This window comes from Limibacillus sp. (genome assembly GCA_037379885.1).
In the GTDB taxonomy this organism is placed as follows: Bacteria; Pseudomonadota; Alphaproteobacteria; order Kiloniellales; family CECT-8803; genus JARRJC01.
Genome location: JARRJC010000014.1, coordinates 1 through 13,416 on the forward strand (window position 1 = coordinate 1; position 13,416 = coordinate 13,416).

Consider the following 13,416-nt stretch of genomic DNA (forward strand, 5'->3'; position numbering starts at 1 on the left):
ACAGCCCCTCGCCTTCCAGAACGCCACCGGCGATGCGCACCCGATCTTGTTTCGAGACCGCCTCGTACTCCTCCGCCGTCAAGCGCGCGACGGCCAGGGAGCGCTCGAACATGCGCCCGGCGATGAGCGCGCCGAGGGTGAGAACGTCCTCCTCCTCCCTGAACAGCAGGGCGGCGGGCGCATGGCCCTTGAGCGCCAGTTCCAGGAGCACGCCGCTGCCCGTGCAGGAGCCACGGCTGGTCGGCATCAAGACCACCTGTCCGGCCAGCGAACGGCCGTGCTGGTCATGATGGGCGTCGATCACCCGGCCGGTTTCGGGATCGACGCCGCCCCAGAAGGACAGCCCCTCCTCACAAACCAGGACGGGGCCTTCGACGGCCGCGGGAACGACGAGAGCGCCCATGACGGGACCTTCGCTACGCTAGGGTTGCTGGCCGGTCGCGCCTCACGCGCCAAGCGCCACGGGGCGCGCGGCGCTCTGCCCGGTGGAGGCCCAGGAGGCGTACCAGCCCTTGAACAGCCGGTACTGCTCTTCGATATAGCGGCGCTGGCTGTCGGTCAGCGCATCCGTCTCGTTGAAGTGCAGGCGGTAGGCTTCGTCGCCCTGCAGGACCATGAGGTGCTTGTAGAACAGCACCAGGTCCGGCCCCTCGTCGAAGGAGGACAGCACGGCCATGGCCCGGTCGAGCTCCTGTGCCCGGCGCCGCGCTTCGGGATCGCCCTTGGCGGCCTGTTCGCTGAGCGCGACCAGATGCAGCACCTCCTTGGGAAGAGCGTTGCCGACCCCGGTGATCGCGCCGCGCGCACCGCAGTTGACGAAGCCGTGGACGACCTGGGTGTCCACGCCCACCAGAAGAATCAGATCGTCGTCCTTGGAGGTGATGTTCTCCGCGGCGTAGCGCAGATCGGCCGCCCCGCCGAACTCCTTGAAGCCAACCAGGTTGGGATGACGCGCCCGCAATTCGAAGAACAGGTCGGCGCGAGTCGCAAAGCCATAGTAGGGGCTGTTGTAGATGATCGCAGGCAGCTCGGCGGCGGCGTTCAGAATGCCCTCGAAATGCGCGCGCTGCGCTGCCGGGGAAGGACCGCGCGACAGAACCCGCGGGATGACCATCAGGCCCTGCGCCCCGACCTTGGCGGCATGGGCCGCGTGGTCCACCGCGCTCGCCGTGTTCACAGCACCGGTGCCGACGATGGTGGGAATGCCCGCTTCGACCAGATGCCTGACGCCTTCCTGCCGCTGGGCGTCGGTCAGCAGCGGCCAATCGCCCATGGAGCCGCAGTAGACCACCGCCGACATGCCTTCGGCGATCAGCTCTTGCCCGCGCTTCACCAGGGCGGCGAAGTCCGGCGTCCGGTCTTCCCGGCAAGGCGTCATCAGGGCCGGAATGCAGCCCGTGAAAATCTCGTTGTTCATCTTGGACTCCTTTTCTTCTTTCAACTGCGCCCTGTGACGAGGGCCGCATTCAGGGGGGTCGCGCCGCCGCTATCTGATCTTCGAGAGGAAGCGGCGGGTGTTCTCGGATTCCGCGTTCCCGAAAATCTGGCTAGGCGGGCCGATCTCCTCCATCAGGCCTTGATGGAAGTAGGCGACGCGGTCGGACACATCGCGGGCAAAACCCATCTCGTGGGTCACGCAGATCATCGTCATGCCCTCCTCGGCGAGCAGGCGCATGGTGTCGAGCACCTCGCCGACCAACTCGGGATCGAGAGCCGAGGTCGCCTCGTCGAACAGCATGTAGTTCGGCTCCATCGCCAGAGCGCGGGCAATCGCCAGGCGCTGCTGCTGCCCGCCGGAAAGGGCCGCGGGATAGCTCTTGATCTTGTCGCCCAGGCCGACATGCTCGAGCTGCTTGGTCGCCAACTCCTGCGCGTCTTTCTTGGAGAGACCGCGCACGATCCGGGGCGCGAGGGCCACGTTTTCGAGAACCGTCAGGTGTGGAAAGCTGTTCCACTGCTGGAACACCATGCCGAGCTTCTGGCGCAGCTTGTTCAGGTCCGTGCCCTTGGCGTGGACCTCCACGCCGTCCACCTTGACGGAACCCTTCTGGATCGGCTCCAGCCCGTTGATGCAGTAAAGCAGCGTGGACTTCCCGGAGCCCGAGGCGCCGATGACCGAGAGAACCTCGCCCTTCTTGACTTCCAGGTTGATGCCCTTGAGCACCTCCAGGTCGCCAAAGCTTTTGTAAAGGTCGACGATTTCGATCATTGAGCCCACCGTTTTTCGAGCTTCTCGGCATAGAGCGAGAGTGGATAGGAAAGGGCGAAGTAGAACGCGCCCGCGAAGGCCAGGATCAGGAAGGGCTCCTGCGTGCGGGTGATCAGAATCTGGCTGGCCTTCAAGAGCTCGACATAGCCGAGGACCGAGACCAGCGCGCTGTCCTTCATGACGCCCAGGGCTACGCCGACCCAGGAGGGGAAGACCGCCCGCCCGCCGATCGGAAAGACGATGTAGCGAAGGTCCTGCCAATAGGTCATGCCCAGACTGCGCGCCGCACGGCGCATGGGCTCGCCGACCGCCTCGATACCGCCCCGCGCGACGTTCGCGACCAGGGCCGCCGTGTAGATCGAAAGGACGATGACGCCCGAGATGAAGGGATCGAGGTTGAGGCCGATGATCGGAGCGAAGTTGTAGAACAGCACCAGTTGGATGATCAGCGGGACGGAGCGGAAGACGTCGAGGATTGGCGCCAGAAACACCGTCGCCCAGATCCGTCCCTCATAGAGCAGCCATCCGCAAACCACCCCGAAGACCGTCCCGATCCCAATCGAGCAGAGGGAGATCAGCAGGGTGCGCCAGGCCGCCTCGCCCAGAAAGATGAAGTCGTGCGCCGTGAAGCCGCTGAAGAACTGCACTGTCGGTTCCATGGCTGCCCCCTCAGTACCTGAAAAGCTTCATGGCCAGGAGCCGCGAGGCGAGGAGAATGATCTTCACGATCACGTAGTAGATGACGGCGGTGACCGCGAAATACTCGAAAATCCGGTAAGTCCTGGAAGCGAAGAACTGCGTTTCGCCCGACAGCTCCCGGAAGCCGACCAGCATGCCGAGCGAGGAGATGAGGACCGCCCAGACCATCTGGTTGGTGATCGGGTAGTAGACGAGGCGCAGGACCTGCGGGATGACGATGCGGCCATAGGCTTGCGCCGCCGTCATGCCGAGCGAGCGCGCCGCGCGGATCTGTGTCTCCGGGATCGCCTGGAAACCACCGCGGAAGTTCTCCGCCAGATAGCCCGCGCAGTTGAATGTCAGCGCGGAGAGCACGATGGTGTAGGGCGTCAGGTGAATGCCGAAGGCGCCCAGGCCGAAGCCGAAGAAGAACAACTGAAACAGGGCCGGCGTGTTGCGCGCCAGTTCGATCCAGCTCGCCGCGAACCAGCGCAGCGGCCCCTTGCCGTGAAGGCCGATCAGGGCGAGCGCCATCCCAACCAGGATTCCCAGGACCATGGCCAGGGACGCGACCTCCAGAGTCACCAAGCCCGCCTCGAGCAGGTCGGGCAGGTTCTTCATGACCGGTCGCCAGTGGAAATTATATTCGAACATCGCGCGCGTCCGCCGCAACCGCCCCGCCCGCGATGGGCGGGGCGATCGGGCTGGTGGTTAGTACATCACGCCGGGGATGCGCAACTCCGGCGCTTCACCGCCGACGTAGCTGCCCCAGAGCTCCTGATAGCGTCCGGAGCGGACCTGGTGGGTGATGAAGAGATTGAGGTAGTTGAGCCAGCTCACGTCCTTGCGGTTGGCGACGACGGAGGTGTAGTCGGTCGTCCAGGGCATGCGCGGGCCCGCGATGATGGTGTCGTACTGCTCGGTGATCGGCTTCACGGCGGTGTTGGTGGTGATGCCGATGTCAGCCTTGCCCTGGGCGACGGCCAGGAACACTTCGTTCTCCGACTGATAACCCTGATAGAGGTTCTCCTCGCCCCATTCCGCGGCGATCTTCAGCCACTCCTGCTCGGGCACGGTGCCGACGGCGGCGGCGACGCGCTTGCCGCGGATGTCCTCAAAGGTCTCGATCCCGCTGTCCTTGCCGACCACGCCCTGGGCGTAATAGATCGCATAGGGGATGGTGAAGCCGACGGTGCGCGCACGCGCCAGAGAGTCGGAGGTGGCGCCGAAGACCACATCGGCGCGGCCCGTCACGATGACCGGCAGACGCTCCGCCCAGGTGAGCGGCAGGATCTCATATTCGACCTCAAGGGCGGCAGCCAGATCCGCGCAGTAGTCCACGTCGAAGCCGGCCGGCTCGTTATTGGCGTCGCGGTACCCGATCGGCGGGAAATCCAGGACCACGCCGCAGCGCAGCGTGCCGCGGTCGACCACGTCGTCCAAGGTGTCGGCGGAGGCCACACCGCTCGCCATCAGCAGCGCGGCGGTCATGGCAAATAGCTTTGTGAATCGCATTGAACCCTCCCGGTTTGTTGGATCGTCACAAAAGACCGGAACAAGTCTGAGACAGATTGGATCCAATAAGCAATATAAAAGATGCATTCCTATCGGGACGGGGATCCTGTAGATTCTACGCGAAGGGGGATCGGTGGATATGAAACTAAACCCGATTGACATCTCCAAGACGGCATCGGCCTCTTCGATCGTCTTCGAGGAGCTGAGGCGGGCCATAATCAAGGGCGACCTGGAGGTCGGCGAGGCGCTGCGTCAGGACGAGATCGCCAAGCTGTTCAACGTCAGCCGCATTCCTGTCCGCGAGGCGCTCTCGCGCCTGGAGGAGCAGGGCCTTGTCCGCATGCAGCGCTACAAGGGCGCGGTCGTCTCAGGGCTGTCCGAGGAAGAGGCGACCGAGCTCTTCGACTTCCGCCTGCTCGTGGAGCCGGAGGTCATTCGCCGCGCGGTGCCCCTGCTCTCCCCGGAAATCCTGGGCCGCATCCGCAGGCACTGCACCGCCTTCTCCCACTCCGAGGACCCCATGAGCTGGGGTGATCTCAACCGCGACTTCCATTCGGAGATCTACAACGCCAGCAAGCTGAAGTTCCACCTGGAGCTGATCGACAAGGCCATGAACCGCCTGGACCGTTACCTGCGCGCGCAGCTCGTGCTCAGCAACGGCATGGAGCAGGCGAACCGGGAGCATTTCGGCATCCTCGAAGCCTGCGAAGCGGGCGACGCGGAGAAGGCCTCCGAGCTGACGGCCCGCCACATCGAAGGGGTCAAGGCCTCCTTCCTGAAGCACCTCAACATCCTTCAAGCCTGACCGGCAGCCGCGCCCAGGCGCGGACTAGAGCGCCCGGCAGGCCGCGTCCAGCGCGCGCAGCGTATCTTCGAGCTCGTGCTCGCCGTGCGCCGTCGAGAAGAAGCGCCTGACGCCGGGCAGGGCGTAGATCCCGCGCTTCATGCACTCCGCGTCGAGCCTGCGCATGGCGGCGGCGTCGCTGGCCATCATGTCCGCTTGCGTCCTCGGCGGCTTGCGCATGAAGAGGATCTGCCAGAGCGATCCTGTCTGGGCTGCGATCGCCGGAAGCCCGTGCCGGTCCAGCACCTGCTGGCAGGCACGGCAGGCCAGGGCCGCGAAGTCGTTGAGGGCCTCGTGGGTGCCGGGTTTCTTCAGTTCATCCAGCAGCGCCAGGGTCGCCGCGGCGGCGGCCGGATTTCCATGCAGCGTGCCGTTGAAGTAGACGTAGTCCGGCGCGCCCTTTCTGGAGGGGTCGCAGAGATCGAGGATCTCCGCCCGCCCGGCGACCGCCGCCAAGGGCCCGCCGGCGCCCACGACCTTGCCGAAGCTGGCGAGGTCCGGGACCACGCCGTAGTGGCCCTGCGCACCCTGGTAGGACAGGCGGAAGCCGGTCACCACCTCGTCCATGATGAGGAGAACGCCTGTCTCGTCGCAGAGTGTGCGCAAGCCTTGCAGGAACTCCGGCTCGGCCGGAATGATGCGCTGAACCCCCTCCACGATGATCGCCGCCAGTTCCTCCTTGCGGTCCTTTACGATGCGCTCGACCGCCTCCAGGTCGTTGAAGGGCGCCACGCAGATGGTCGCGCGCGTGCCCGCCGGACGGCCCGCGGTGTCGTCCTGTCCCAGCGGGTCGTTGCCCAGGCTCTTGGGGAAGGTCGAGGTCAGCGCGTAGTCGTGGTTGCCGTGGTAGGCCCCCTCGAACTTCAGGATCATGTCCTTGCCGGTGAAGGCGCGCGCCAGCCGCATGGCATAGGCCGTCGCCTCCGAGCCGGTGGTCGCGTAGACCACCTTCTCGGCGCAGGGGATGTCCTCCACCAGCCGCTGGGCCAGACGGATCGCAGGCTCATTCAACGTGCCGAACATGTGCAGGCCCTTGGCCGCCTGCTCCTGGATCGCTCGCACGACGGCTGGATGGGAATGCCCGGCAATCAGCGCGCCGGCCCCGCCCACGTAGTCGATGTACTCCCGCCCATCCACGTCCTTGATGCGCGCGCCCTTGCCTTCGGCGAAGACAAAGCGCAGCTCCTCCGGCAAGGCGTAGCCGCCCAGACCGGCACCCGGCAGAACCCGTTCTGCGATCTCGTAAAGCTCCCGGTTTCGGGTCAACTCCAAGGTGGTCATGCCAGTATTCCTTTTCGGTGATAAACGGCCTGCAGGGTCGCGGAAGGGCTACTCATCGCTCGCTTCCCGGACCCAGTCGTGGAGCGCGGCGATGGAGTGTTCGGAATCGATACCGCCGGCGGCATTGATCACCAGGGGACCGGGATTGTAGCCGCGCGAGCCCAGGCCCCGCTGGATGCGCTTCACCAGCCGCAGATCCTCGGCGAAGGTCGTGTCCCGGTCCAGGTCGATCACCCGCTGCAGGGAATCGTCCACCACCCCGTCCTTGGAGTACCAGGTGCGGTGGACGGTCGTGTCGGCGACGCCGCCGGGCCGCCAGTGGTAGCTGTTGACCAAACCCGAGGGGTAGAGCTGCAAACTGAACGCTGGCCAGAGAAAGAAGGAGGCGTAGTCCGACCCGGAGGTGTCGTACCAGGCGGACTTCCCGGACTGCGCCTTGGCCGTATGGTGCAGGCAGGAGACGCCCGGCGCGAAGACCGCGATGTCGTAGCTCTGGGGGTCCACGACCCCGGCGGAGAAGGTCGGGTGCGCAACGCGGCAGTGATAGCACTCGTTGTAGTTCTCCACCGCGATCAGCCAGTTGCAGTGTTCCTCGGCCTCATGCTCATGGGCGAAGACGCGGTCCTTCGTGTCCGGCAGGAACTTGAGGATCGCCTCCTCCACGCCGGGGAAAGTCTCGGCGAGCGGGACCGCGCCAGGGTCGAGGTTGGCGAAGAGGAAACCGGCCAGACTTTCCAGCCTGACCTCGGTCAGACAGATCTTGGAGCGGTCGAAGCCCTCCTGATCCTTCGTCCCATGCGCGCCCTTCAACTTTCCGTCCAGACCGTAGGACCAGGCGTGATAGGGGCAGACGATGAGCCGGGCCCGGCCTTCCTGCTCCACCAGGGGATGCCCCCTGTGCTGGCAGACGTTGTAGAAACACCGCAGGGAGCCATCCTTCTGACGCACGACGAAAAGGTCCTGATCCAGAATGGAGAAGGCGTAGTAGTCGCCCGTCTCGGGCACCCGGCTTTCATGGCAGGCGAACTGCCAGGTCTTGAAGAAAAGCTGCTCGCGCTGGCGCGCGAAGACCGACGGATCGGTGTAGTAGCGCGCCGCCAGGGCCCGCTTGCCCATAGAGACCATGTCGTCCATGACCGCTTATCCCCTATCAAAGCAAACCTGGGCGCCGGGCCTCAGCCCAGCGCGCCCAGGCGCGGGTTTTCCTCATAGATACCGGCCGCCAGCCGTTGTTCGTGAAAGGCTTCGATGCGCAGGCGCGCCGCTTCGCCCGCCCGGCCCACCAGAACCGCGATCAGCGTCTCCAGCAGCGCGGTGACCGCGGCCTGACTCTGGAAGAACTGCGGCGTGCTGGTCGGGCAAACGAGCACCTCGTCCGCCTCGCGCGCGAGCGGCGAGGTGATGCTGTCGGTGATGCCGATGACCTTTGCGCCCCGGCGCTTGGCGAGCCTTACCGCCGCCATGGTCTCCACCCGGTAGGGCTGGAAGGTGAGCGCGATCAGCAGGTCCTCGGCGCCGACGTGGGCCAGATCGTCGATCGGCTGGGAGCCTTCGCGCGGCACCGGCAGCATGTTGTCGAAGGCCATGCGGGCGACGTACCAGAACTGGTGCGCCAGACTGTATGCCGAGCCGACACCGGCGATGTAGACCAGACGCGCGCCCAGGATCGCATCGCAGACGGCTTCCAGGTGCTTGGGGTCCTGCTTCACGAAACCGCGCTCCAGGTTGTCGCTCACGGCGCCGGCCATCTCGCTCAGGATTCCCGCGGTGCCGCCCTCGGCAGCGAGCTGCTGCAGCCAGCGCGCGCGGTCGCCGAAGCCGCCCAGGTCGTCGGAGACGAGGAAGTCGCGGAAGCGCTCGCGCAGATCGTCGTAGCCCTCGAACCCGATCAGGCGCGCAAGGCGCACGAAGGCGTTGGGATGGACCGATGCCTTGGCCGCCAGGCTGCGCATGGACTGCAAGCCGACCTCGCGCGGGTTGTCGATGATGAAGCGGGCGGCGGCCTGCAAGGCCGGAGGCAGGTCGGGGAAGACCTGCGTCAGCGCCTCCGTCACCTGCTTGGCGGTCTTGAGGTTTTGATCCATTCTGTATCATTCCTATTGACACTGATACATCTGTATCATTATCTACGCCCATCGCAGCGGCTTTGCAAGGGACAAGAAAAGGCCATGGAGATGCAGGCGAAGGTCGTGATCATCGGCGGCGGCGTCATGGGCTGCTCCCTCGCCTACCACCTTTGCAAGGAGGGTTGGACGGACCTGATCCTGCTGGAGAAGGCGGAGCTCACCTCGGGCTCGACCTGGCACGCCGCGGGGCAGATCACCCATTCGGTTTCCCACTACGGTCTCGCCAAGATGGCGGCCTACGGCACCGAGCTCTATCCCAGGCTGGAGGCCGAGACGGGCCAGAACGCCACCTGGCACGGCTGCGGATCGCTGCGCGTCGCCTATGACGATGCCGAAGTGGACTGGCTGAAGTTCACCCTGTCGGTGGGACGCGGTCTCGGCCATCAGATGGAGATCGTCGGGCCGGAGCGCATCCGTGAGCTGCACCCCTTCTATAACCTGGACGGCATACAGTGCGCGCTGCACACGCCGCACGACGGGCATGTCGATCCCGCGGGCGTCTCCTTCGGTCTGGCCGCCGGTGCGCGCCAGATGGGCGGCAAGGTGATCCGCCACAACCGCGCGACCGGACTGACCCGAAGCGCGGACGGCTGGACCGTTCATACCGAGCAAGGCGACATCCGCTGCGAGATCGTGGTCAACGCGGGCGGCACCTATGCGCGCCAGATCGGCAAGTGGGCGGGCCTCGACCTGCCCATCGCCAACCTGCTGCACCACTATCTGATCACCGAGCCCGTGCCCGAGTTCAAGGACCTGGAGCGGGAGTTGCCGGTCGTGCGCGACGACCGCCAGGTCTCCGGCTATATCCGCATGGAGCAGAAGTCAGGGCTGATCGGCATCTACGAGAAGGCGAACGCCGCCACGGTCTGGGACGAAGGCACGCCTTGGGAGGCCGAGAACGAGCTCTTCGAGCCGGACTACGACCGCATCATGCCGTGGCTGGAGAATTCGATGGAGCGCATGCCCATCTTCGCCGAGCTGGGCATCAAGCGGGTGGTGCATGGCGCGATCACACATCCGCCCGACGGCAACATGATGCTCGGCCCCTCGGGCGTGGAGAACTTCTGGCTCTGCTGCGGCTCGCAGGTCGGCATCGCCTGGGGACCGGGTGCGGGCAAGTACCTCGCGCAATGGATGGTGCACGGCTCGGCGGACATCTCCATGGCGAGCTTCGATCCCCGGCGCTTCGGGGCGAAGATCGACGAGACCTACCGGATCGAAAAGGCGAAGGAGGACTACCTGCTGCGCCACGAGATCCCCTTCCCCCACCTGGACCGGCCCGCCTGCCGTCCGTCGAATTCGAAGACCACGCCGCTCTATGAGACCCTGAAGGCGAAGGGTGCGGTTTACCAGGACGTCTACGGCTGGGAGCGGCCCTACTGGTATGCCCTGAACGGCACGCCGCAGGCGCACATCCACGCCTTCCGCCGGTCGGAGCTGCACGACATCATCGGGGCCGAGGTCGCCGGGCTGAGAGAGACCGCGGGCATCGCCGACCTCTCCGCCTTCTCGAAGATCGAGATTTCGGGACGGGATGCAGAGGCCTACCTCTCGCGCATATCCTCCAACCGCCTGCCCAAGAAGCCGGGGTCAGTGTCGCTCACCTATCTGGTGAACCCCAATGGCCGGCTGGAGGGCGAGACGACCCTGCTGCGCCTGTCGGAGGACCGCTTCTACGCCGTCTACGCAGCCGCCAAGGAAGCAGCGCTGCTCGACTGGATGAAGGGTCAGGTCCGCATGGGCGAGGAGGTCGCCTTCGATAACCTTTCCGAGCGCTACGGCGTCATCATGCTGGCCGGCCCGAAGGCGCGGGAGATCTTGAAGGCCGCGACACAGGCGCCACTCGACAACCAGGCCTTCCGCTGGCTTTCCGCACAGGAGATCACGGTGGCGGGCGTCGAAGGCGTGCGGGCGCTGCGCGTGACCTACACCGGGGAGCTGGGCTGGGAGCTGCATGCCCCCATGGCGGGCATGGCGAAGATCTACGAGGCGCTCGTCGCCGCGGGCGAGCCCCTGGGTCTGGTCCACGTCGGCTCCGCCGCGCTCAACGCCCTGCGCATGGAAAAGGCCTATAAGTCCGGCCACGAGATCACCAACGAGGTGACGCTGGCGGAAGCCGGTCTGGAACGCTTCACCCGGACCGAGGGTTTCCAGGGCTCCGAGATCTCGCTGAAGGAGCCCCAAAGATGGGTCGTCGCCTATGTGAAGCTGGAGGAGCCGCAGGGCGAACAGCCCCTGGCCGACCCGCTCGGCTCGGAATCGGTCTGGCAGGAGGGACGCTGCATCGGTTCGATCTCTTCTGGCGGCTATGGCTATGCCGAAGGGGCCTGGCTCGGCTGGGCCTACGTGAGGCCCGAGGCGGCAAGGCCGGGCTCAAGCCTGGAGGTCATGACGCTCGGCTCGCTCCGGCGGGCAACGGTGCTCGACGCCCCGGTGTTCGACCCGGAGAACGCCCGCCCCCGCGCGTGAGCGTCCAAGCCCAATGGTCAAGGACCGTTCGGAAAGCGACGGCGAGGACGGGATCCTCATGACCAAGCCGTGAGCGGCGCCTTTCCGAATCAAGGACATACGGTTTCCCGCCAGGACATAAGCGGTCATAGTGGCCGGACTGTACGTTCGGACCGAGAACCACGAGACCAGCGGGGCGAAGATGACGATTCCTGAGACGATGAGCGGCGTTCAGCTGACCGGTCACGGCGGGCCGGAGAAGCTCGTCTGGAACGAGGCCATCCCAACGCCCTCGCCCGGCCCAGGCGAAGTGTTGGTCAAGGTCCTGGCCGCCGGGGTCAACAACACCGACATCAACACGCGGCTCGGCTGGTATTCGAAGTCGGTCAGCGGCGCGACGGACGCGGTGGACTCAGAGGCTTCGGTCGAAGAGGGCGGATGGTCGGGCGCCCTCCATTTCCCCCGGATTCAAGGGGCTGACCTCTGCGGACGGGTCGTCGCCCTGGGAGAGGGCGTGATGGGCTTTGCGGAAGGCGCGCGCGTCACCTGCCCGACCAACCAGCCGATCCCCACCGAAGAAGAGCCGACCCGCTTCCAGGCGATCGGGTCGGAACTGGACGGCGCCTTCGCGCAATACTGCGTCGTGGCCGCCGAGCATCTCTACGACGTCAGCGCCTCGCCGCTTTCCGACGCCGAGATCGCCGCGGTTCCCTGCAACTACGGTACCGCCCTCAACCTCCTGACCAGGGCCGGCGTCTCCGCGGGCGACCGCGTCCTGATAACCGGGGCTTCCGGCGGCGTCGGCCTCGCCGCCGTGGCGCTGGCGAAGCTCAAAGGGGCCGAGGTGACGGGCGTGGCGGGCAAGGCCAAGCAGGAGGCCGTGCTGGACTTCGGCGCGGACGCGGTTCTGGACCGCGATGAGACCCCGGCGGAGAACAGCGTTACCTGCGTCATCGACGTCGTCGGCGGCGAACACTGGGGCTCGCTGATGGAGGCCCTTTCTGCGGGCGGCCGCTACGCCGTCTCCGGCGCGATCGCGGGCCCCATCGTGGAGGCCGACCTACGGACCCTCTATCTGAAGGACCTGACCATCTTCGGCTGCACCTACACGCCCGCGAAGGTGTTCGAGGAACTGGCGGGCTATGTGACGGCGGGCAGCATCAAGCCGCTGATCGCGAAAAGCTATCCGCTGCAGGAGATCCATCGGGCGCAGGAAGAGTTCGCCGCGAAAAAGACCGTGGGCAAAATCGTCCTGATCCCACCGCAATAGGGGCGGCTGAGCCCGATGTCGCCCCGGTCAATCTATGGGAGGTTATCGTGTTGAAGGTCTTGGCGACGGTAATGGCAGGCGTTCTTCTGGCGCCCCCGGCAATGGCGAGCGAAGACATCCCGGACCAGTATCCGGCCTCCGCGCTTTATTCAAAGCCTGTCGAGTTCATCCCGAACGTCTTCTCGGCCATCGGCGCGACGGCGCCGCCGACCTATGAGAACGGCGGACACAACAACAATCTGAGTTTCATCATCACCGGCGACGGCGTTGTCGTGGTGAACGGCGGGGCCTCCTGGCAGTTGGCCGAAGCCTTGCACGCGGAGATAAAGCAGGTGACGGATCAGCCGGTGCGGCTGGTGGTCAACGAGAACGGTCAGGGCCATGCCATGTTGGGGAACTCCTACTGGCGCGCGCAGGGCGTCAAGATCGTCGCCCAGGAGGACGCGGCCGCCTCGTTCGAGGCCCATGGCTTCCAGAGCTTGGAGGCAGCGCGCAGAATTCAGAAGGAGAAAGCCGACAAGACCGAGATCGTGTCGCCCGACGAGACCTTCACTGACAGCTACTCGGTCGATTTCGGCGACCTGGAAATCCAGGTCCTGAACTTGGGGCCTGCCCACTCACCCGGCGACGTCGTCGTCTGGTTGCCCGAGGAGAGCTTGGTCATTTCCGGCGACATGGCCTTCCACGAACGCCTCCTGCCCATCTTCGAGGAGACCGACACCGCCGCATGGCTGGAGAGTTGGGACGCGGGCTTCGAGCCCTTGGAGGCGACCTACGTGATCCCCGGGCACGGCCATCCGACGAACATGGCGCAGGTTCGCCGCTACACGAAGGACTACCTAATCTACATCCGCGGCAAGATCCGTGAGCATCTGGATTCCGGGGGCGATCTTTCCGAGGCTTATTACGTGGACCAGTCTCCCTACAAGCATCTGGACACCTTCGAGGAGCTGGCGACGCGAAACGCGGGTCAGGTCTTCCGCAAGATGGAATGGGAGTGAGCGCCGCGCTCGATAGGAACGCCGGACGCCGTCTGGAAAGTACG

The 13,416-nt window shown here is 65.5% G+C and carries 13 protein-coding genes; 4 read left to right on the forward strand and 9 right to left on the reverse strand.

Translation table 11 applies throughout. The features are described from left to right. The 6 genes from P8X75_06495 to P8X75_06520 all read right to left on the reverse strand — a co-directional run. Window positions 1-403: DUF126 domain-containing protein (locus tag P8X75_06495; protein MEJ1994849.1), on the reverse strand; the 403-nt coding region annotated here is incomplete at its 3' end. A gap of 42 nt (window positions 404-445) precedes the next feature. Next, window positions 446-1,417 (reverse strand): dihydrodipicolinate synthase family protein, encoded by a 972-nt coding sequence (locus tag P8X75_06500; protein MEJ1994850.1) that lies wholly within the window; start codon window positions 1,415-1,417, stop codon window positions 446-448. 69 nt (window positions 1,418-1,486) lie between these two features. Next, entirely contained in the window at window positions 1,487-2,209 is a 723-nt protein-coding gene (locus P8X75_06505; GenBank protein MEJ1994851.1) for an amino acid ABC transporter ATP-binding protein, read from the reverse strand. After that, a complete protein-coding gene (locus tag P8X75_06510) occupies window positions 2,206-2,868 on the reverse strand; it encodes an amino acid ABC transporter permease (protein ID MEJ1994852.1) in 663 nt (220 codons plus the stop codon). Before P8X75_06510 ends, P8X75_06505 begins: the two co-directional genes overlap by 4 nt. 10 nt (window positions 2,869-2,878) lie before the next feature. Beyond that, the gene (locus P8X75_06515) at window positions 2,879-3,541 is read right to left on the reverse strand and encodes an amino acid ABC transporter permease (GenBank protein ID MEJ1994853.1); all 663 of its coding nucleotides are present in this window, start codon (window positions 3,539-3,541) and stop codon (window positions 2,879-2,881) included. A gap of 57 nt (window positions 3,542-3,598) precedes the next feature. Continuing rightward, window positions 3,599-4,402, reverse strand: a complete 804-nt coding sequence (locus P8X75_06520) for a transporter substrate-binding domain-containing protein (protein ID MEJ1994854.1) — start codon at window positions 4,400-4,402, stop codon at window positions 3,599-3,601. A 139-nt stretch (window positions 4,403-4,541) separates the two neighbouring features. Between P8X75_06520 and P8X75_06525 the strand changes: the two genes are divergently transcribed. Beyond that, complete coding sequence (locus tag P8X75_06525; protein MEJ1994855.1) at window positions 4,542-5,207, forward strand: GntR family transcriptional regulator; 666 nt, start codon at window positions 4,542-4,544, stop codon at window positions 5,205-5,207. 24 nt (window positions 5,208-5,231) lie between these two features. On the opposite strand, the gene P8X75_06530 is transcribed toward P8X75_06525, so the two are convergent. From P8X75_06530 to P8X75_06540, 3 genes are read right to left on the reverse strand one after another with little or no spacing between them, the layout of a single operon-like run. Next, entirely contained in the window at window positions 5,232-6,527 is a 1,296-nt protein-coding gene (locus P8X75_06530; protein MEJ1994856.1) for an aspartate aminotransferase family protein, read from the reverse strand. Between the two features lie 48 nt (window positions 6,528-6,575). Beyond that, window positions 6,576-7,661 carry an aromatic ring-hydroxylating dioxygenase subunit alpha gene (locus P8X75_06535; GenBank protein ID MEJ1994857.1) on the reverse strand — a complete coding sequence of 362 codons (1,086 nt, stop codon included), beginning with the start codon at window positions 7,659-7,661 and terminating at the stop codon, window positions 6,576-6,578. Between the two features lie 41 nt (window positions 7,662-7,702). Continuing rightward, window positions 7,703-8,611 (reverse strand): MurR/RpiR family transcriptional regulator, encoded by a 909-nt coding sequence (locus P8X75_06540; protein MEJ1994858.1) that lies wholly within the window; start codon window positions 8,609-8,611, stop codon window positions 7,703-7,705. A gap of 84 nt (window positions 8,612-8,695) precedes the next feature. Between P8X75_06540 and P8X75_06545 the strand changes: the two genes are divergently transcribed. From P8X75_06545 to P8X75_06555, 3 genes are all read left to right on the forward strand, one after another. Then, window positions 8,696-11,122 (forward strand): FAD-dependent oxidoreductase, encoded by a 2,427-nt coding sequence (locus P8X75_06545; GenBank protein ID MEJ1994859.1) that lies wholly within the window; start codon window positions 8,696-8,698, stop codon window positions 11,120-11,122. 181 nt (window positions 11,123-11,303) lie between these two features. Further along, window positions 11,304-12,371 carry an alcohol dehydrogenase family protein gene (locus tag P8X75_06550; GenBank protein MEJ1994860.1) on the forward strand — a complete coding sequence of 356 codons (1,068 nt, stop codon included), beginning with the start codon at window positions 11,304-11,306 and terminating at the stop codon, window positions 12,369-12,371. 47 nt (window positions 12,372-12,418) lie between these two features. Then, complete coding sequence (locus P8X75_06555; protein ID MEJ1994861.1) at window positions 12,419-13,372, forward strand: MBL fold metallo-hydrolase; 954 nt, start codon at window positions 12,419-12,421, stop codon at window positions 13,370-13,372. Window positions 13,373-13,416 lie beyond the last annotated feature (44 nt).